Annotated in this window: 23 protein-coding genes; 14 read left to right on the top strand and 9 right to left on the bottom strand. The window is 36.3% G+C overall.

Annotated features, from left to right (window positions below; genetic code table 11):
• Window positions 1-79 precede the first annotated feature (79 nt).
• Window positions 80-1345 carry a hypothetical protein gene (locus CIL05_RS02270; RefSeq protein ID WP_095653872.1) on the bottom strand — a complete coding sequence of 422 codons (1266 nt, stop codon included), beginning with the start codon at window positions 1343-1345 and terminating at the stop codon, window positions 80-82.
• A 134-nt stretch (window positions 1346-1479) separates the two neighbouring features.
• Between CIL05_RS02270 and CIL05_RS02265 the strand changes: the two genes are divergently transcribed.
• On the top strand, window positions 1480-2529 hold the full coding sequence (locus CIL05_RS02265) for a MerR family transcriptional regulator (RefSeq protein ID WP_095653871.1): 1050 nt from the start codon (window positions 1480-1482) through the stop codon (window positions 2527-2529).
• 41 nt (window positions 2530-2570) lie between these two features.
• Window positions 2571-2753: a hypothetical protein gene (locus CIL05_RS02260; protein WP_095653870.1), complete on the top strand. Its 183-nt coding sequence runs from the start codon at window positions 2571-2573 to the stop codon at window positions 2751-2753.
• 57 nt (window positions 2754-2810) lie between these two features.
• On the opposite strand, the gene CIL05_RS02255 is transcribed toward CIL05_RS02260, so the two are convergent.
• A complete protein-coding gene (locus CIL05_RS02255; protein WP_095653869.1) occupies window positions 2811-3926 on the bottom strand; it encodes an N-acetylmuramoyl-L-alanine amidase family protein in 1116 nt (371 codons plus the stop codon).
• 365 nt (window positions 3927-4291) lie between these two features.
• Here CIL05_RS02255 and CIL05_RS02250 point away from each other — a divergent pair, with 365 nt between their 5' ends.
• The 4 genes from CIL05_RS02250 to CIL05_RS02235 all read left to right on the top strand — a co-directional run bounded on the left by CIL05_RS02250 (window position 4292) and on the right by CIL05_RS02235 (window position 6955).
• On the top strand, window positions 4292-4591 hold the full coding sequence (locus tag CIL05_RS02250) for a hypothetical protein (RefSeq protein ID WP_095653868.1): 300 nt from the start codon (window positions 4292-4294) through the stop codon (window positions 4589-4591).
• Window positions 4592-4926: 335 nt separating this feature from the next.
• Window positions 4927-5646 (top strand): hypothetical protein, encoded by a 720-nt coding sequence (locus tag CIL05_RS02245; protein ID WP_095653867.1) that lies wholly within the window; start codon window positions 4927-4929, stop codon window positions 5644-5646.
• Between the two features lie 99 nt (window positions 5647-5745).
• Window positions 5746-6246, top strand: coding sequence for a GNAT family N-acetyltransferase (locus tag CIL05_RS02240; protein ID WP_095653866.1), 501 nt, complete (start codon window positions 5746-5748; stop codon window positions 6244-6246).
• A 358-nt stretch (window positions 6247-6604) separates the two neighbouring features.
• Window positions 6605-6955, top strand: a complete 351-nt coding sequence (locus CIL05_RS02235) for a DUF4181 domain-containing protein (RefSeq protein WP_095653865.1) — start codon at window positions 6605-6607, stop codon at window positions 6953-6955.
• A gap of 271 nt (window positions 6956-7226) precedes the next feature.
• Here CIL05_RS02235 and CIL05_RS02230 read toward each other — a convergent pair whose 3' ends face one another.
• Window positions 7227-7763, bottom strand: coding sequence for a flavodoxin family protein (locus CIL05_RS02230; protein WP_095653864.1), 537 nt, complete (start codon window positions 7761-7763; stop codon window positions 7227-7229).
• Between the two features lie 368 nt (window positions 7764-8131).
• Between CIL05_RS02230 and CIL05_RS02225 the strand changes: the two genes are divergently transcribed.
• Both CIL05_RS02225 and CIL05_RS22755 read left to right on the top strand, forming a co-directional pair.
• A complete protein-coding gene (locus CIL05_RS02225) occupies window positions 8132-8389 on the top strand; it encodes a hypothetical protein (RefSeq protein WP_095653863.1) in 258 nt (85 codons plus the stop codon).
• A gap of 28 nt (window positions 8390-8417) precedes the next feature.
• Window positions 8418-8549, top strand: a complete 132-nt coding sequence (locus CIL05_RS22755; protein WP_276245323.1) for a hypothetical protein — start codon at window positions 8418-8420, stop codon at window positions 8547-8549.
• Between the two features lie 47 nt (window positions 8550-8596).
• On the opposite strand, the gene CIL05_RS02220 is transcribed toward CIL05_RS22755, so the two are convergent.
• From CIL05_RS02220 to CIL05_RS02205, 4 genes are all read right to left on the bottom strand, one after another.
• Window positions 8597-9838: an ABC transporter permease gene (locus tag CIL05_RS02220; protein WP_095653862.1), complete on the bottom strand. Its 1242-nt coding sequence runs from the start codon at window positions 9836-9838 to the stop codon at window positions 8597-8599.
• On the bottom strand, window positions 9831-10763 hold the full coding sequence (locus CIL05_RS02215) for an ABC transporter ATP-binding protein (protein WP_095653861.1): 933 nt from the start codon (window positions 10761-10763) through the stop codon (window positions 9831-9833). The genes CIL05_RS02220 and CIL05_RS02215 overlap by 8 nt, the downstream gene beginning before the upstream one ends.
• A gap of 188 nt (window positions 10764-10951) precedes the next feature.
• Window positions 10952-11674, bottom strand: coding sequence for a DUF2812 domain-containing protein (locus CIL05_RS02210; RefSeq protein ID WP_095653860.1), 723 nt, complete (start codon window positions 11672-11674; stop codon window positions 10952-10954).
• 2 nt (window positions 11675-11676) lie between these two features.
• A complete protein-coding gene (locus CIL05_RS02205) occupies window positions 11677-11988 on the bottom strand; it encodes a PadR family transcriptional regulator (RefSeq protein WP_095653859.1) in 312 nt (103 codons plus the stop codon).
• A gap of 460 nt (window positions 11989-12448) precedes the next feature.
• Between CIL05_RS02205 and CIL05_RS02200 the strand changes: the two genes are divergently transcribed.
• Complete coding sequence (locus CIL05_RS02200) at window positions 12449-12964, top strand: DoxX family protein (RefSeq protein WP_095653858.1); 516 nt, start codon at window positions 12449-12451, stop codon at window positions 12962-12964.
• A gap of 121 nt (window positions 12965-13085) precedes the next feature.
• On the opposite strand, the gene CIL05_RS02195 is transcribed toward CIL05_RS02200, so the two are convergent.
• On the bottom strand, window positions 13086-13460 hold the full coding sequence (locus tag CIL05_RS02195) for a PH domain-containing protein (RefSeq protein ID WP_095653857.1): 375 nt from the start codon (window positions 13458-13460) through the stop codon (window positions 13086-13088).
• Between the two features lie 161 nt (window positions 13461-13621).
• Here CIL05_RS02195 and CIL05_RS02190 point away from each other — a divergent pair, with 161 nt between their 5' ends.
• The 5 genes from CIL05_RS02190 (at window position 13622) to CIL05_RS02170 (ending at window position 17433) form a co-directional block, all read left to right on the top strand.
• Window positions 13622-14254, top strand: a complete 633-nt coding sequence (locus tag CIL05_RS02190; protein ID WP_095653856.1) for a superoxide dismutase family protein — start codon at window positions 13622-13624, stop codon at window positions 14252-14254.
• 90 nt (window positions 14255-14344) lie between these two features.
• Entirely contained in the window at window positions 14345-15061 is a 717-nt protein-coding gene (locus CIL05_RS02185; RefSeq protein ID WP_095653855.1) for a sulfite exporter TauE/SafE family protein, read from the top strand.
• A gap of 98 nt (window positions 15062-15159) precedes the next feature.
• Window positions 15160-15255 carry a putative holin-like toxin gene (locus tag CIL05_RS02180; protein ID WP_240510080.1) on the top strand — a complete coding sequence of 32 codons (96 nt, stop codon included), beginning with the start codon at window positions 15160-15162 and terminating at the stop codon, window positions 15253-15255.
• A gap of 331 nt (window positions 15256-15586) precedes the next feature.
• Window positions 15587-16774 (top strand): MFS transporter, encoded by a 1188-nt coding sequence (locus CIL05_RS02175; protein ID WP_095653853.1) that lies wholly within the window; start codon window positions 15587-15589, stop codon window positions 16772-16774.
• 26 nt (window positions 16775-16800) lie between these two features.
• Window positions 16801-17433 carry a LysE family translocator gene (locus CIL05_RS02170; protein WP_095653852.1) on the top strand — a complete coding sequence of 211 codons (633 nt, stop codon included), beginning with the start codon at window positions 16801-16803 and terminating at the stop codon, window positions 17431-17433.
• Between the two features lie 56 nt (window positions 17434-17489).
• Here the strand turns inward: CIL05_RS02170 and CIL05_RS02165 are convergent, their stop codons facing one another.
• On the bottom strand, window positions 17490-19346 hold the full coding sequence (locus CIL05_RS02165) for an ABC transporter permease (RefSeq protein ID WP_095653851.1): 1857 nt from the start codon (window positions 19344-19346) through the stop codon (window positions 17490-17492).
• Window positions 19347-19358: the final 12 nt, after the last annotated feature.

Here is a 19358-nt window from a genome sequence, read left to right as displayed (position 1 = left end):
GACGAGCAGTGCGCAGTCCCAATCTTTTAGAAAACACCATGATCAAAAAAGAGAATCGGCTCAGGTGCCGATTCTCCACTTATAATTCATCCAGCAAAATAACTTCAGCCGTAACTGCATCCACACCATATTCACAATCTATTTTCCCGCATAGAATATAGCTTTCCTGTTCCTTGTCATATACATATACTGGAGTAACATCAATATGACCACGCAGCTTTTCGAAGGCAGTATCCTTAGAAATAGCAGGTTCATCGGCACTTTCGAAATGCCCAAACATATCAAGGATGACGCTATTGTCGAAATAGTTTATGGCTGTGTAATTTTCCTCATCAATCACAACCTTAATTTTACGTTCAATCACACGCTGGTCTGGTGCAGCTGGTTTTAATTCAGCGAAAATATACCCATGTTCACGGTGCAATTGTGTTAATTTCCACTTCTCACTGTCATTTGGATATTCACGTTGCATAAATTGTTTTGTTTCTGTGATAGCCTTATCTTCTTCTGCCTTTGTTAAGGGCTGATTGTCTGTGTTTGTCTCATTTGCCAATGCTTGTTCAATCGTAACTTCTAGTGAAATGTCGATTGATTCTTTCGTAAATTCCTCATGAATTTGAGATTCCCATTCCAACATAACATCTTTTTTCACATAGGAGCCTTGATTTTCCACTTCCTCAAATGAAATAAAACGTTTCCCATCATTTGTTACAAAAACAGCTGGAGCCCCGTATACAGCTTTCCACTTTTCTTCGTCCTCCAGTGGAATCTCAAGTAATTTGAATTGCTCCTCTGCAATTGGATCAGTTGTTTCAGGTGTGAGTGAAAATGGTTCCCAATTTAATTGTGACTCATTTGGGAAATTGCCATGGATTGAAAACAAGACGAGCTGACCCTCCTGATTAAATTTCACATCAATGGAACCTGCAGGATAAACGGCAACATTATCAACTGCAGCCCGGAAGCTAAGTTTACGCTCCTCATCGCCAATGAGCCTGAATTGACGGCCAAATTCCAAACCGGTTTCCTCTTCAACCCATTCAATTATATTTTCTTTCTCAGATGCAGACGGGAAATTGGAATGAGCATAAGAGACACCTTGAACAAATATAATACTACGCACTAATTTTGTATGAATATCCACATCAATACTGGCTGTTCCAGCGGGATTATGGTCATCATCTGTATGCTTTACTTTACTTGGAAACCATTCCATGTTCAAAACAAAGGATTCCTCATTTAAACCGTTCTTTTCCTGGTAAATATGATGTCTTTTTAAATAGTAGTTGTCTAGTTTAAACTTTTCGGCAGTATAATCAACGATTTCCTTAATTTTATGATGCATTTGAAAAACCTCGCTTATTGAATGATTGCATTTAGTATATCATTCTTATTTTTAGATTGAAAAAATGAATGATATTTTTCTCTTTACCTTTCCGTTACGTTAACGTTTATAGTATAACTTGAGGAGAGGATAGCATGCATATAAATGAAGTAGCAAAGCAATTAAACACAACTTCAAGATCAATCAGATTTTATGAAGAAAAAGGATTAATTTCACCGGAAAAAGATGAAGAAAATAATTACCGGTATTTTACCGAAAAGGATATTCTCCGGTTAAGCACAATTTTGGCGTTACGTGAAATAGGTATTAGCGTCATGGATATAAAGAAAATACTGGAAGATCCAAAAATGAGCATGGAAGACTATTTAAATGTGCAGCGCTCAGCGTTATTTGATAAATGGATTGAAATAAAGGATATGATTCATGCAATAGATCAAATGGTAGAGAAGACAGAGGATGATCATTATTCAATGGATAATATCCTTTCATTGGCAAATCACTTGAAGAACTTGAAAAATATTCGTAAAAACTGGCAGGATAAATGGAACTTTGATAGCTGGGCAGATGACTTTGATAAAAACATTAAAAGAATTGGTCACACCTTTAATGTTCATCAGGACTATGATGAAGCACTGGCTATGATAGTTGATACGGTTCAATTAAAGCAAGGAGAAACTTGCCTGGATATTGGAATTGGAACAGGAAATCTGGGTTCGAAATTTTTAACTGAAGGAATAAAAGTCATAGGTGTGGATCAATCTGAAAAAATGCTCGAGATGTGTAAAGAAAAACATCCATTGATCGAAGTACGAAAAGGAAATTTTCTTGCCATTCCTTTGATGGATAATCATGTTGACGCAGTAGTTTCAAGCTATGCATTGCACCATTTGACAGATGATGAAAAATTACTCGCACTGGAAGAGATGCGCCGAGTATTAAAGCCAAATGGGCAAATTTGTATTGCAGATTTGATGTTTCTTAATGAAGACGATCGTGAACAGGTGATGGGGGATTTTAGGAAGTCAGGTAATACGGAAGCAATTGTAGCAATAGAAGATGAATATTATGCTGATCAATTATTACTCTTAAACTGGTTATCTGAAAAAGGCTTCGAGGTCAAAACACACCAATTTAATGATATTTTGGGCATGATATATGCAAAAAAAGCAAAGAAAGATGGGTAGTGTTATACTTGAAGTACTAGTTTGAATGGGAGGCAGGTAATATGAACGCCAAAGAAGAGGTTATTAAATTGATTAAAGACCTACCCGATAATGTTACAATGGAGGATATTATCCAGGAGCTTTATATCCATATTAAATTTCAGCAAGGTGTACGGGAATTAAATGATGGAAAACCACTGTCGCCTAAGACTGCGAAGATAAAATCCGGTAAATGGCTGCATTAAGCCGTATGTTTTTAAATGTAAAATAGCTGTCCTCCTCGGGACAGCTATTTTTGCAAATTAATGAAAGTAATTTATTAATCCATTCGTAACAGCCTGGGCTACTTTACTTTGATAATCTGCTGTTTGAACGATAGAAAGATCATTCGGATTTGTAATAAATCCAAGCTCCATTAAAATAGATGGTGCATTACTGTAGCGTAATACTCGGTAATCTGCTTGCATAACTCCTCTATCATACATATTGACTGTTGAAGCTAGAGAAGCTTGGACATCTCGCGCCAGATTCTGGTCCGATTCACTGGAATAATAAGTGCTTACCCCATTTACAGCGATAATCGGATATGCATTGTAATGCAGGCTCACAAATGCATGTGTATTATATACATTATTAATGCGTACTCTTTCATTCAGTGAAACGAAATAATCACCTGATCTTGTTACAATTACAGTTGCGCCAGCATTTCGCAGTTGCTCGGCTACTTTACCGGTTGTGGAAGTGATGACGTCTTTTTCATATATCCCACCTAATCCAATCGCGCCTGGATCCTTTCCTCCGTGTCCTGGGTCAAGAACAATGTTATAGCCTGCCAGTGATTTATCAGTCGTTTGTTTTGTTGGCACATTCACCACATTGTCCGAATTCGTATTCGAAGGTACTTCTTCTGTATCAGACGAGTTCGTTAGCCATCCAGCAATCCATCCAGTAGATCCATTGGCTAAAGAAACCTTATGCCACTCCCCTGATGATTCTACCAAGTTGTATGTATCCCCGGAATAAGTTGACCCAATAATAGAGTAGTCTGTACCAGGCCCAGATCTAACATTAACACTTCTGGCACTTACAGTGATTTTTCCTGATGCAGCCTGTGAAACCGAGTGTGAGCTTTTTTCAGTAATACTAACAGGAACTAAATGATGTTTGGCAATCCAAGCCTCTTCACCACCATAATACGTTTGTACCCATCCGTATTTCTCCTGGAATACAACGACCTGATCCCCCTCGCTAAGCAACCCGATTATACTAGAGTTATTAGCAGGTTCTGCTCTTACATTTAGTATCGATGTACCAACTTCGTAGGTGTCCTTGCTTTCTGCATGACTAGCAGAAGGAATAAATAAGAATAAAAATAGTAGAAATCCAATAAAAATAGAAAAATGTCGAATCTTTCGCATGTGAGCCTCCTTTGTTGTGGGAAAAATTATGACTATTAAATTAATAATAGTACTTAGCTCTAGCCAAAACAAGTAGAGTTTAAACTTATTTAGCAAAAAATCGATCAGATGAACTAGATGAAAAGTATTTTTACCTAGTAAAAAAGGGTAATCGGATTTTCTAATGTCGTAAAGCTATATAATCCGGCAATATTGTTATATACAGTAATAGTTTAAAATTTTTAACAGTAAAATAATGTAGGTTTAGAATAAAGTTTAATTAAAAATATCTCGCAAACAACAAACAGAATCCATTTTGAAAGAAAGTTTGCTCAAAATGGATTCTGTTCCTGTAGTTTTAAGTTTATTTTTTATGAAAAAGTTTAATGTTTTCTGCTTGTGTTATTCCATTAAAGCGCCCGTTTGCGGTAACTAGATTAACCTTCGATGGTACTGTTTATACAAATGCAAAGGATATAGAATGGGTCAATGAAGAAGAACTCACCTTAGGCGAAAAAGTTGGTGAAATTCAAAATCAAACAGACAACAGTAAAGAATTTGAGAATTTTACTGCTTCAAAATTACCTACTGGAACAGAGATATATGAGCTTGAAGAAAAAAAGGGTCCGATTTTCATTGTTAAATTAGATGGTGATAAAATTCCATATTTAGGTTTGGTGGCATAAATTAACATAGCAATTAGCAACTTGTTTATTAAGTGATCGGGTTAGATTGTGGAATAAAGGGCAGAGTTTATTCGAAGTAAGATCGAAATTAATTAAGGCATTACTGTTTAGCTTTCTTGATATAACTTCACCGACAAGGGGCTGGAAGATTACAAGTGGTTAAACGTGGCAATTAAAAACTATACCAGTAAAATTCAGATATAGTTATAGCGTTTTATATTATTTTGGACATGAAGTAAATGAAACTTATTGTAGAGTATTTCCGTATATTAGAAAGGGAATGTGTATGCCATTGTAGCAATATATCATCTTTGAATTAGAGAGGAGGCATCTTTTTGAGTCGATTAATTGTGCTATTTATTGCTGGTTTTATTGGACTATCGCTTCGTTATATCATTATAGGAGAATTTGAACTTAATCAACTACTATTACTACTTCTGTTCCCTATTGCTTCTGTGCTGCTTTTATTTATTATGAAATGGCAATATAACAAAGATCGTGATTTTTACCCCAACCAGGCTGAAAAGAATATGGTTACTCGGCTAGGGGATAGGGTGTCAACTACAACAAAACAAATGTATAAAGATACAACACAATTGGGCTCGTATCATCGGTTTTATCATAGGTGGTGGAAGCGCATTGTTGCAGATGTGATGGATAACTCTGGTCAATGGTACCTTAATCTATCGTTTTCACTATTAAATAATGATCAAGTGATTTTTAAACAAAAAAATGAAAATAAAATTCACGGAAATAAAGAATGGATTATTTATCATAACGATAAAGAAGTAGGAACCATCCATTCTGATTATTCAATAAAAAACGCAGCGAAACTAAAAGAAAGTCTATATCTTGAATATGGACAAAATACTTATCATTTTAAGTCATTTGGAATTGGTGCAAAAACCGAAATTTACAACAATGATAATACTGTTGCAACGGGAAATAGAATAAGTGATTCCGTTTATCAATTAATTATGAATCCTAATAATAAACACAATCCAGAAATGCTGTTTATGGTTTATACTTTGTTCAACTATGAATTCGGTCAATAACCTATATTTAATCTATTGCAATGATACATATTCTTGAAATTTTAATGATCACTTTATGCAAAAAAAGTTATGAGATTTGATCTTTTAGGGGAGATGGCAATGAAGATTAGACAATTAATTGCACAAGATGCTCACCAATATCTTAATATGAGACTTGAGGCATTACAGAATAATCCAGAGGCATTTGCATCAAGTTATCAAGAAGAAAAAAACCAATCAGTGGATAAATACATAAATAGATTCAAATCACCACAAGACTCATTTACCTTTGGTGCTTTCTATGGTTATGAACTTATTGGAGTAGTTACATTAGTAAAAGAAAAAAGAGTTAAATTATGGCACAAAACAAGTATTGTGGCTATGTATGTTACTAAAGAAAAACGTGGATATGGAATAGGGAAGGCATTACTGGTGGAAGCAATTCAAAAGGCCAGAGATTTAAGAGTAATTGAGCAAGTTTATTTAACAGTTGTTACAACTAACTCATCAGCTAAACGATTGTACTCATCATTTGGTTTTAAAGTATTTGGAACTGAAAAAAATGCTTTGAAATATAATGATACATATTTTGATGAATACCATATGGTTTTATTTCTTTAAATAATTTTTCTTGTGCTAACATTGCAGGTTAGCTAAAGTGTGCGGTCTGATTATCTTTTCAACAAATTTGTAGGGGTTATCCTTTTTGTTAAGGAATTCTTTTTTCCTGATATAAACTCTTTTATATCAATAATTATTGGTGCATTAGCAGCCTTAATCGGTTACTTGATAGGAGTTAAGTTACTTCTGAAAGATGAAATAAAGTAAAAACTAATGTTCATCGATAGGGGGTTATTGTTTAATGAAAGCCTCTTTTTCATCTTCAACTCTATGGCAATTGTCGAAGAAGGGAATTGCCATTATGCTAATCAAGTAGGTTTAGCGTCTGAATCTAATGACAGTAGGAAGGAGACTTAAAGTGATACCTATTCTCATCATTTTGATTGCTATTCTTATTTTAGATCAATTTATCAATCGAAGACTAATAAAAAAATGGGATATGCAAATACCTGAATTAGAAGGGAAATACGTAAACAAACTACATAAATATGGGGAGCGAATACTCTACTGGATTAGTTTTATCGTAATGATTATTGCAATAAATGAATTTCCTCATCTCAGAATACTAATTTTTCTTGGTATGGCCATTATGTTCGCTTTTCGTACCATAATGAAATGGAATTTTACGAGAGAAAACAAAACATATCTCCTAAGTGCTGTGACTTGTGGATTATTTATTATGGGCTCGGTTGTTTATGGCTTAATATAATACAGTCAATACTTTGATACTCTCAAAGAGAACAAATATAATATTAAGTAATTAAAATGCTATTAAGCTAACTGACAGTTAGTTGAAGAAGTACAGTAAGATACAACGTCAAAAATAGCTCAGATTAAATTCTGAGCTATTTCACGTGCTTTTTATGTTGCTAATACGCTATTGGAAGATGTGCTAATCGGTGTGTTATTAGCATTTTTCTCTCCCAATACTGAACCTGTTATTTATAATTAGAAGTCTTCCATAATTCAAGGCTGTCATCCTATAACTCTTTGATTAATGTCGACGCAGCCTGCAATGCCCTTACATCATTTCGGATATCTCCAGGTTTGCTGGCTTTGCCAATAACATACCCTTCAAAGGACATGCCATAAAAATCACAAAGATACTTAAATTGTTGTACGAGTGGGAGGCCTTTAATATGTGGATTGTCCCCACCCACTGCGATCAGGTATGCTTTCTTCTTTCCCAGTTCTTCCCGGAAATGGGTGTAGTTCGGATCTCTCATAATTTGTGACCAGCGATCAATGAAAGTTTTCATTGCACCAGACATACTGTACCAATAAATTGGTGTGGAGAAAACAAGAATATCATGCTTCAGCATTATATCAATAAGCTCCTGATGATCGTCATCAACTTCCTGGAAGCCTTTTTCTTCATGCCGTTCATCGATAATTGGCTGAATATGATAGTCCCGCAAATAAATATGGGTTGCTTTTCCCTTTGGTACAGCTTGATATGTTAAATACTCTGTATTCCCATTTATTCGAGTTGACCCGTGGATAACTGCTAATTTCATATTATCCCCCTTTTTTGGTAGATAGGAAAGTATAAAACGTTTCCTATCTGCATAAGTGTAACTAAGCCATTCACCTTAGGGCTTGCACCCCAAAGTATAAGGGGTCCTAAGAAAGCAAAATACGCTTTCAAGAATCCCTTTAATGAATGTCAGATTTTCTAAGATAATTATAGTATAAGGTAAAATTAAGAATCATTACAGGTTTATGATTTTTATTGATTTATATGTTAGGGGCAGGAATTTTAGAAGTTAGTGAGGAAGTTATGAATAATACAATTTTTAAAAATGGCAGAGTAAATGTAATATTTTATGATATATGCTAACATATTATATAATAAAATTAAGAATTTAGAGAAAAGGTGATTACATTGGCTATCAGTAAAAAGGAACTTTATAACATGATTGACCGTCTGAACAAAGAGGATAAAAAATCAGTTTACGATTTCATGCAATTCCTGAATGAACGTTCAGGAAAAACACCAGCTTCTTGGAAAGAGATAGATGAATTAGAATCTGATGATCAGCCTTTAAGCAATGAAGAATTAGAACAATTAGAAAGTGAGGAAGGATTTATAACTGGTAAGGATGCAAAACATGAATTCAAATTACTAGCTGATTTACCATAGATCTATAAATACTAAACGGGGTGAATCAATGGAAAAAAAGAAAAAGAAGGATAAAGATCACTGGCTTCTCGATATACTGTTAACTATCCCGGAACTCATCTTTCTTGCCCTAAGAGGAATTGTAAGGGGTATCATCAATTTGGTTAAATTCTGGAATTAAAAAGTGGAGCACATCATCAAGCGCTCCACTTTGACTAAGACTATTACTTACGCACGAATCCACTTCCAAATCTCGCCTGGTGTAGCATTTTTCCCATACATTAAAATTCCCACTTTGAAAATTTTCCCTGCCAGTTTCATAAAGATCCAGACACTTACGATTAAAATAGCTAATGAAATTACTATTTCCATCCACGGCCATTCATCTAACATGGATAGGCGAAGGAGTAAGACCCCTGGAGATGTAAATGGAATATAGGTGCCGATTTGTGCCATTAATCCACTTGGATCACTTGCAACAGGTCCAATAAAGATAAATGGTAAGAATGGCAGCATCATAACCATACCCTGGAAGTTCCCGGCTGTAGAGATATCCGCCATGGTTGCTCCAATTCCAACAAAAATGGATGCAAATAGCAAAAAGCCCAGAATGGCGATACCGATTAATAATGCAAGCTCAGGTACTAATAAATATTCCATGATCGGGATATCTATCCTCCATATAAGGACAGGCAATACTAGCCCGATAGAGACTACAGATTGGATAATTCCTAGTACGAAATATCCGACGATCTTTCCTTGCATTAATTCTGCTGGTGTTAGTGATGATAAAATGATTTCAGCAATTTTATCTTTCTTTTCCTGGGAAGCACTTTGGAATATTGCCATACCCGTAAAAACGATTGAAAGCATGATAAACCCGGCAAATGCGCCTGGTACAATACGTTCCATCGGATCTGCACCGAGCGCTTCCTCTGTATCAGCTTCTTCTGTTACTGCAACATTTTCATTGGCTGCCTCTTCAAAGGAAATCCCACTTGAGGCGATTGCCAGCTCCGCATCGGATAATCCAAGTTGTTTCATTTGTAATGCTTTAAGCGGCGTTTCCAATACTTGAACTTGATTGATAAAAAATTGATCTATCTCTTCACTCGTATATACGGGTACACTTCCCTCAGTCATAGCACGATCGTCTATAAATAAGTAAGCCGTATTTTCGGTGCCATCCAACTCACTTTTCACCTTGGACTCTTCCAGTTCCGTTTGATGCATTTGCCAGTTAAATCCAGCTTGATCGGCGGTTGCTTGAAGCTCAGAGAAAACATCTAATTGATCATTTACAATTACCTTTGTAGTTTCCGCTTCTTCACTATCTGAATCATTAAACAAATACCCTATAAGTATAAAACCAATGATCAGTACAGGTGTTAAAAACATCCCAATAAGAAATGTTTTATTTTTCATGTTTCGTTTAATTTCCCATTTAGCTACTTTCATTGTGTTACGCATTCACTTCACCTGCTTCCTGAAACAAATTCTTATCTGTGGCAATATCGATGAAGATTTCATGAAGCGAAACCCGGTCGATAGCCAGTTCCTGGATGACGATATCCTCAGGCAGATTTCTCAACCAAATAGTTGGCTGAACATCTTTGGATAAATAAAGAATAGATGTGTTGTCATTTTGTTCCACACGCTGAACTTCCGGTATACGTTCTAAATCATAAAGATCGTTTTTTCCGTGAATTGTACACTTAAAGTTCGCATATTGTGTTTTTACATCTTCCATCGTCCCGTAGATCACCTTCTGCCCGCGATGAATCATGAATAACCTGTCAGCCATTTCCTCCACCAGGTTCATTTGATGGGAGGATAGGAGGATTGCTGTTCCATTATCCGCTAAATTACGAATTTCATCTTTGAATAATTCCTGGCTGACAGGATCGAGTCCGGAAAAGGGCTCATCTAAAATAAGTAGCTCTGGTTCATGAATAATCGAAGCAATAAATTGTACTTTTTGTCCCATTCCTTTCGACAACTCTTCAACGGAGACTTTTTCTTTTCCTTCCAAATCGAATTTTTTCAAATAAGCAAGCGCACGTTCCTTCGCTTTGTCCAGTGGATAATCCTTGAGTTCCGCTAAATAAAGCAGAATATCCATTACTTTTACATTTTTATAAAGTCCTCGTTCTTCTGGCAAATATCCAATGATATGACGGGGAATATCTTTTCCATTACTATTTTGAAAAACAATCGATCCTTCATCCGGATACATGATCCCCATAATATTTCGGATTGTTGTTGACTTCCCAGCACCATTCGGACCAAGAATAGCCATGATTTCCCCTTTTTGAACCTCAAAGGAGATGTTTGAAATTACTTGTTTGTCTTTAAATGATTTACCGAGACTTTCTACAGATAACATTGTTTCCATGTGGTGTTATTCTTCCTTTCCCTCTAATAATTTCTACCGGACTTGGACGTAGTGCGTCTGTCCATTCCAACATACTTTCATCCAATAGCGCCGGTATCCTCCAATTAATTCTTCCTTTTCAAATGTACCAATCAACTTTCCATTCTGTAATACGGATAAATAGTCCGCAAGATTCAGCTTTTTCTTTTCTAACCTCTCTTCCCCCCGATTTTATGATAAAGGGACATGATGAGCCAAATAGCAGTTGGAAGTGCAATCCCTCCAATCATCATAGATGTTAAGATGTCAACTGTAGCGCCTGTACCAACGCCAAATAACAAAATAATAACAGCTATTAATAAGAATAGGAATGGTATAGTTTTCCCTAGATTGCCCAATCCTCTTCTTCCTTCTACCTTCCATTTGTTACTGTATGCTGTGATTACAGTCCAAACTGTTGGTACGACAATTGCACTGAGAATTACAGCTGCTACAAGAAGTATTGATTTTAAGGTGCCAGAGACTATCATTGCTACAACCCATACGAGTGCTGTTATTAAAACTAACGGAATTGCAAATTTTAACATGCCCACAGTTGAGTTTTCATACTTTTCAACCGTTGTTTCACGGTCAGTATAAATCGGCTTTGTACCAGGGTGCGCCCTAAATAAATGAATATTTCCTTCTGAGGTAACATGTGACCATCCAGCAGATGAAAAAAACTCAAAGTATTCCTCTTCATCATCATCATTTAACCAACGATAATCTAGACTGTAGATATAATCTGAGCTTACTCCTTTTTCAAGCGTATATCCCATAAATGTAAATTTACTGACATGCCATCCCTTGAATGAATAGCTGCGTAATTTTTCCATGTCCTTCTTCTCAGAGAAAGCTAACCCACCTGACGTAATATACTTTGTTTGTCTCATTCTTAGGCCTCCTCGAGTCCAGTCTCCGCTAATTGAATCATTAATTTTCTTACCTTCAAATCTTCTCCTAATACCTCTCTGCCCTTTTCAGTAAGCAGATATGTTTTACGTCTTGAATTCGACTCGTCATACAAATAAATCCATTCTTGCTTTAATAACTTTTTAATAATCGTGTACATGGAAGCAGGACCTATAGTAATTGCCCCTTTTGTTGTTTCTTCAATTAAGTTCATAATGGCGTAACCATGCCTTGGTTTAGTTAAAGCAGCCATAATATAAGACATTGAATCTGTTAATTGCTCAGTTTTCTTCAATCAATCACCTTCATTATATTTATGACATATCAGAAAACGATATATATCTAAAAACAATATATCATGATGTGATATATATGTCTAGAGTTATATCATAATTTGATACATTAACAGTATGATATTTTTTCTTACAGAACAAAAAGGAATCCTACAATTGGCTCTTCGTTATTTCTAAATGTGTGGGATGTTCTTCCTGGGCTCGTGTTGGGACTGCTTGTTGGAGTATTTCTAGTGGAATGTGGCGTGTTAAAACCACTAAAACCGCTGATATGTGGAATAAAGAATTCTAGTCGTTCACATTTTTGCCATAACTTTGTTGCAACATTGTGAAATTGTGCACAAACTTATTTCCATATTATAAAATCATGTTATTATATAAGTGTACCAAGGAAATACATTTACAATATATTGTGAAATAGTGAACAAGGAAATAATAAATTATTAAAAGGAGATGGAAGTAATGATGAATTTTATTCGTAATAATAAAATAGTTGCAGGGATTTTAACTTTTCTAAGGATCTATATCGGATATCAATGGCTGACTGGTGGATTTGGAAAAATAACCGGTGGAGGATTTGACGCAAGTGGATTTATTCAGGGAGCTATTGCAGGTGCGGGTGGAGAAAATCCAGCAATTCAAGGCTGGTGGGCAACATTTCTGGAAGCAGTAGCTTTGCCAAACGCTGAATTGTTTAGCTTTATGGTAATGTGGGGAGAGTTTTTAGTAGGTATTGCACTTATTCTAGGTATTTTTACTAACTTTGCAGCACTTATGGGAATTACTATGAACTTCGCATTTCTTTTCAGTGGAACAGTAAGCACAAACGCACAGATGGTATTGATTACAGTATTCCTAATCGTTGCAGGCTATAATGCTGGAAGATTTGGACTGGACAGATGGATTCTTCCTTTCTTGAAAGGTCATACTCCAACTGCCAAGAATAAAAAGCGGAAAGAAGAAGTTGCAGTTGCATAATAATTAACTAACAAAAACAGATCCTGTCTAAATGACGGGATCTGTTTTTGCGTGAGAAGAGCTTTGATGGCTTTTTCTGCAAAAGTTCCTAAGAAAACTTCTCACTCAATCTGACTTTCAATTAACAAACATATGATGCTAGAACACTCTGAACATGATAAATATTAAGCTGTTTGTTGAATGTTTTTTGGATTGGGACGCTATTGCCTGATACCCAGATTTTTAGTTCGGCTTCCAGATCAAACGTCTCCGCTGTTTCTACGGAAAAATGTGTAATACTTTTGTAGGGAATCGAATGATACTCCATTTTCTTTCCTGTTACGCCTTGCTTGTCAACCAGTATGAGTCGTTTGTTGGTGAAGACGAATAAATCACGAATTAATTTGTAGGCATGTTCTACTTTTTCTGAAGAAGTAAGTAATTCGGTAAGTTCCTTCTCCGCATCACCTGCTGAAATCTCTGATGCATTTCCCATCATTCCATCAAAAATACCCATGTAAGTAACCTCCTCAGGTAGTATCTTTCCTTAAGTATAGGTTTTTCACGGGAAACTTACTAGCAATAGGGATAAGGAACGAGATTATAGTAAATATGTTTAAATTACTTCCTGTTTGTGGAAAATGTATATAACTATCTTGGAGGGAGCTAAATACTAATATGAAACGTTGGATCTTATTTCTATTCACTGCAGTGATTGCTATTATGCTATCAGCTTGTGGTGGGACTGAAGAGGAACAGCAGGATAATGCGGATCAGGACAAGCAGAGTCAGGAAGAACAGGAAAATAATAACGGATCTGGTGAATCGGGTGAGGAACAAACTGACAATGCAACAGAAGAGGAAGAGGTATTGGTTTCCTTGAATGATGCAGAAGGGAATGTAGTTGCAATAGCAACACTTATGAAAGGCGATACAGGAGTTGATATCACACTCGAAGGAACTGATCTTCCAGCAGGGACACATGGTTTTCATATCCACGAAACCGGTAATTGTGAAGTCCCTGATTTTAAATCAGCCGGTGGACATTTCAACCCAACTGATGCCAACCACGGTTTTGATGACCCCGAAGGACCACATGCCGGAGATCTTCCGAATATTGATGTTGCTGAAGATGGAACGGCAAATGTGGATGTAACTGCAGAAATGGTTACATTGGAGAAAGATCAGGATAATTCATTGTATAAGGAAGGCGGAACAGCGCTCATGATTCACTCCAAGGCAGATGATAATAAATCACAGCCCTCTGGTGATGCGGGAGACAGGATTGCATGTGGAGTGATTGGTGAATAGGTTTTAAAAAAATGGCCCGGGATTCATTCCCCGGCCATTCTTCGTTGTGTTACTATTAATGTTATTACTTTTAAATTGTGGGTGTTTTAATTGGACTCTTTTATTTTATTTAGTTGTATTATTTTGCTTGCTTCCATACTGCAAACCAGTACCGGTTTTGGTTTCTCGATTATGGCGACCCCATTTTTATTAATTATGTTTGAACCAAGGGAAGCCATACAAATTAACCTAATATTATCGCTGGTTATTTCCTGTGCATTGATTATGAAAATCAGACATGATGTCGATAAAGGGATAATGAAAAAGTTTATAATTGGCAGCATTGTTGGACTGCCGGTAGGGATCACTGTATTTTCTTTAATCGACACGACTTTTCTTAAACTCGGAGTCAGTATTTTAATTTTAGTTCTGACAACACTGCTAATACTTAATTTCCGCATTTCTCGTACAACAAATCGGGATTTTGCTGTTGGGGGACTGTCCGGAGCATTTACGACAAGTATCGGCATGCCGGGACCGCCAATTTTATTGTACTTTTCCGGTACTGATACAACAAAGGAACAATTACGTGCAACAACATTGGCGTTTTATTTATTTATTTATTTTGTAAGCTTAATCATCCAGGTAATATTTGCAGGGACATCAAAAGAGATTTGGATTTCCGGCTTGAAGGGGCTACCGCTTGTAATTATTGGATTAATTGTTGGACAGATATTATTTAAGTGGATTAATCAGAAATTATTTCGTCTGTTGACATATGGTCTTTTGTTTTTCACCGGGGTCTATTTGTTGCTTCAACAATTCTGAAAAAAGAACATATGTTCTATATATGTGTGGTATACTAACAATGGATAATGTTTTTTTATGGGCGGTCGGCTAACCCTTTTAAAAAGGGGGTGATGCTTATGAGTATGTATGAGGTCTTGATGGTACTAGGAAGTTTTGGTACCTTGCTGATTGCACTACTCGCTTTGGTCATTACGTTGATCAAAAATAAATAGACCTCCCTATTAGCCCTGAAAAGTTATTAGGAGAGGTCTATACTGTAATACAGTAGCCGATCCCTTTGGGGGAACCGCTTATCCAAAAGCCCAGTTACAGCTGGGCTCTTTTTAATATATTAAGTTTCTAATTATATTATACCATGTTCAGCTGAAAATAAAATAATTATACGTCAGTTGCTGTAATGATTACATACTAATTAAAACATCACTGTTGGAATAGTACCTTTTCGGTTAAAATCTGCATCTGTAACTACTATAATATAACCATTCCAATTCATATAACACTCCTGTATAATATGTTTCGAGTATCGAAGAAAGGAAGACATTTATGGGGTCGCAATCGAATACACAAACAATGACAAAACCAGACAAAATATGGACACGCGATTTCGTGCTTGTATGTCTGGCTAATTTTTTTATTTTTCTAGGGTTTCAAATGACATTACCGACACTTCCCTTGTTCGTAAAGGAGCTAGGAGGAAGTGACCAAATTGTTGGAATTATTGTCGGAATATTTACATTTTCAGCCTTAATCATGCGTCCATACGCTGGCCATTCACTGGAATCAAAGGGGAGACGCTTTGTTTATATGTTTGGACTGGCTGTTTTTGTGCTGTCAGTTGGTGCATTTTCAATGGTTACAGGTATCGCACTGCTTTTAATGATTAGAGTTGTGCAAGGGGTAGGCTGGGGATTTTCCACAACTGCGACAGGGACGATTGCCACTGACTTGATTCCTCCGAAGCGCCGTGGAGAGGGAATGGGTTACTTTGGTTTATCAGGTAATATTGCCCTAGCATTTGGCCCTTCGCTTGGATTGACATTAGTTGGTGTTATTTCATTTCCACAGTTATTTTTAATCTGTGCCTCCTGTGGATTGGTCGCCTTTCTTCTATCAACCAAAATACGCTATAAAAAAGTGGAGGAATCTGCTCATAAAACAGCTACAGTGAAATTTGATATCTTTGAAAAAAGTGCAATTCAGCCATCTTTGCTATTATTTTTTATTACTTTTACTTTCGGAGGAATTGCAACGTTTTTGCCGCTGCATGCAGCAAATCAAAATGTTGATGGAATTGAGCTGTATTTTCTGGTATATGCTATTTTTCTAATGATATCACGTACATTTGCAGGGAAAATTTATGATAAAAAAGGGCATTTATATGTATTTTTGCCAGGAACTTTCTTTATATTTATTGCGATGCTTTTATTATCATGGCTGCCTGACATGACAACGATGTTAATCGCTGCGGGAATATATGGTTTGGGGTTTGGTTCTGTTCAGCCGGCATTGCAGGCCTGGGCGGTTGATCAGGCACCGGGAAATCGCAAAGGGATGGCAAATGCAACATTCTTCTCCTTTTTTGACTTAGGAATTGGAATTGGAGCAATTGTATTTGGGCAGCTTGCATTTATGTATGGGTATGGTGTGATATACGCTACATCAGCAGGTTCCGTGCTGCTTTCGATGGTCCTGTACATTTATCTTTATAAGAAAGCGAGTAAGCCAGCATAATATTATTTATGAAAGTATGTGGTTAAATGGCATTGTTTTTTACATATGTTATAGCGGGGCTTGCTATTGCAATGCCAGTGGGAACAATTACAGTAGAAATGATAAAACAGGGTCTTAAGAATGGATTCATGCATGGTTGGGTTGTTGGATTAGGCGGGATGACTATAGACTTTGTTTTAATCACAGCTCTTTATTTTGGACTTGCTTCCATTCTGCAACTATCCTTCATTCAAATACCAATGTGGTTAGTTGGTGCAATATTTTTGTTTCTAATCGGCTATGATTCAATTAAAAATGCAGATCGTGACATAACATTAGCAGGTGAGAAACCTGTCAAATCATTAAGGTCTACTTATCGTAACGGGTTCCTTGTTGCGCTATCTCCAGGTAATATTGTTTTTTGGTTAAGTGTATTTGGAGCAGTACTTACAAGTTCATATAACGCAGCTGAACCAGCCCATTTTTTAATTATTGCAGCAGGTATTTTAACTGGAATTTTATTGCATGACATAGGGTTACTAACAATTGTGGCTACAACCAGAAAAGTAATGAGTCTTTCAATGATCAAAAGGTTTTCCATCATTGCAGGAGTAATATTAATTGGTTTCTCCGGATATTTTGCTTATCAATTTATTATTGCGATACCTGAAGTGCTTTAAATTTATCATTTTGTATATAAAAAACAAGCAACCTTTGTGGCTGCTTGTTTGTTTTATTAGATTTCTTTTGGTAATACAATCCGTTTATACATTTGAACGGTAATCCAATAATAAATTCCATAGATTAACAGGAATATGCTTATAGGAATCCATATTTTCGCATACGGTTCGATTATAATGAATGAAAACATCTGCATCCCAACAAGTACATGAACCAATCCGACTAGGGCTGGGAAAAGGAAGAGCAGAAACAGTTCCCTGTAAATAGATTTTACGAGTAAACCTTTCCGAACACCGATTTTGCGCAGCATGTTGTACCTGCTGACATCAGAACCCGCACTTGATAATAATTTAAACATTAATACACTCGCCATCATCATAAGGAAGGCTATTCCTAAAAATAATCCCATAAAGATTGTTCCGCTAGCTATTGCCTGAAAAGCAATATAATTGCTGTACTTTCCTCCGACTACTTCTACATTTTCTCCACGATATGATTCGGCAAGCTGAAGTTGCCCTTCATTGAGTTTTTCCAGGTGTGGTAAATAATTTGTGAAATCATCTACCTTGCCTAAAGTAACCTGAAGCTCGTCTGTTGGTATTTTATCATATGCTGTAGTGGAATAAATAAATATATCCTTATCGCCAAACATTTGATAACTGGCATTTAATTCGGTAGAGAGTGCTTGTTGCCAGTCCTCAGGCAGTCCACTGGCGTTTTCGCTTTCATATAAGGAGTATTTTTCATCAGGCAATGCCTTATCTACCCTTACTGTTTTTGGCAGTTCAAATTGGTCTGTGAATTTTTTTATTCCTGGAGGATTGTTTAGTAAATCCTCTTTTAGAAAGTAAACCGACTTGCCGTCTGCTTTGTAGTGATAAACATTTTCTTCTGTGAAATCGATTGCCTCAAGTATTTCCTTGTCTTCATTATCAGGCTGGTGTACGACAACATCGTTTGCATGGAACATAGATGATTGTATTTCGATGTTATGGTAAAAAGAAATACCTGCTGTCATTGCACCAAGTCCAAGGGCGATGAGCATGGCAACTGTTCCAAGTACTTTTGTTAAATTTAACATTCTAAAGCGCAGCTGTCCCAATGTAAACGAATTGATCCCTTTTTCATTTAATGATCGGTTCTGCTTCAGTTTTTTTATGAAATAGGGAAGCAGCGAAATAAATATTAAATAGGTTCCGGGAATAATCGTAACTGTTGCTAAAATTACTCCAAATTGTTTGAACTCTGCCATGTTCATCATTGCATAGTAACCTACACCGATTAAGATAAGGGCAAAGAATACACCGAAAAATGTTTTTAGTCCGTTTGTTTTTATTTGATCCTGCTTCTGATCGGCACGTAGCAGGTTTAAGACACTTTTCCTGCCAATCTGCCATGCATTAACAATGGAAGTGAGAACAAATAATGCGATATAAAAAATAACGGTAGTAGTCAGTGAAGAAATATAAAACGCCTCGAACCCTTCTCCACTAAAATTCAATTGCCACATGAAAAGTTCTGCAACACCCATGGCAAGGCCAATACCAATTACAATACCGATAACTAATGAAATAATTCCGATGAAAAAGGTTTCAAAAAACATGAGCTGGGTGATTTTGCCCTTCTTGGCCCCAAGTGTCATATACATACCCATTTCTTTTTGCCGTAATGTCAGCATAAAAGAAGTGGCATAAAAAATATAGAAGACAGTGATGGCGCCCAAGATAAATGACCCAACATGGAAAATAAACACTATTTGGCTTATCATAGCGTTGGACTCAATAAAGGCTTTGTTTTGTGCCAATGTCTGGAACATATAAAAAATAGCAATAGAAATCGTGAGTCCAAATAAAAGAACTAAGTAATCTTTGAATGATTTCCTCATACTGGAAAATGATAATTTTAATAACATGTGCTGCCTTCC

It is taken from the genome of Virgibacillus profundi (assembly GCF_002287375.1).
Classification (GTDB): domain Bacteria; phylum Bacillota; class Bacilli; order Bacillales; family Amphibacillaceae; genus Virgibacillus_K; species Virgibacillus_K profundi.
The sequence above is the reverse complement of the archived record's forward strand: the minus strand, read 5'-3'. Positions and strand labels throughout refer to the sequence as shown.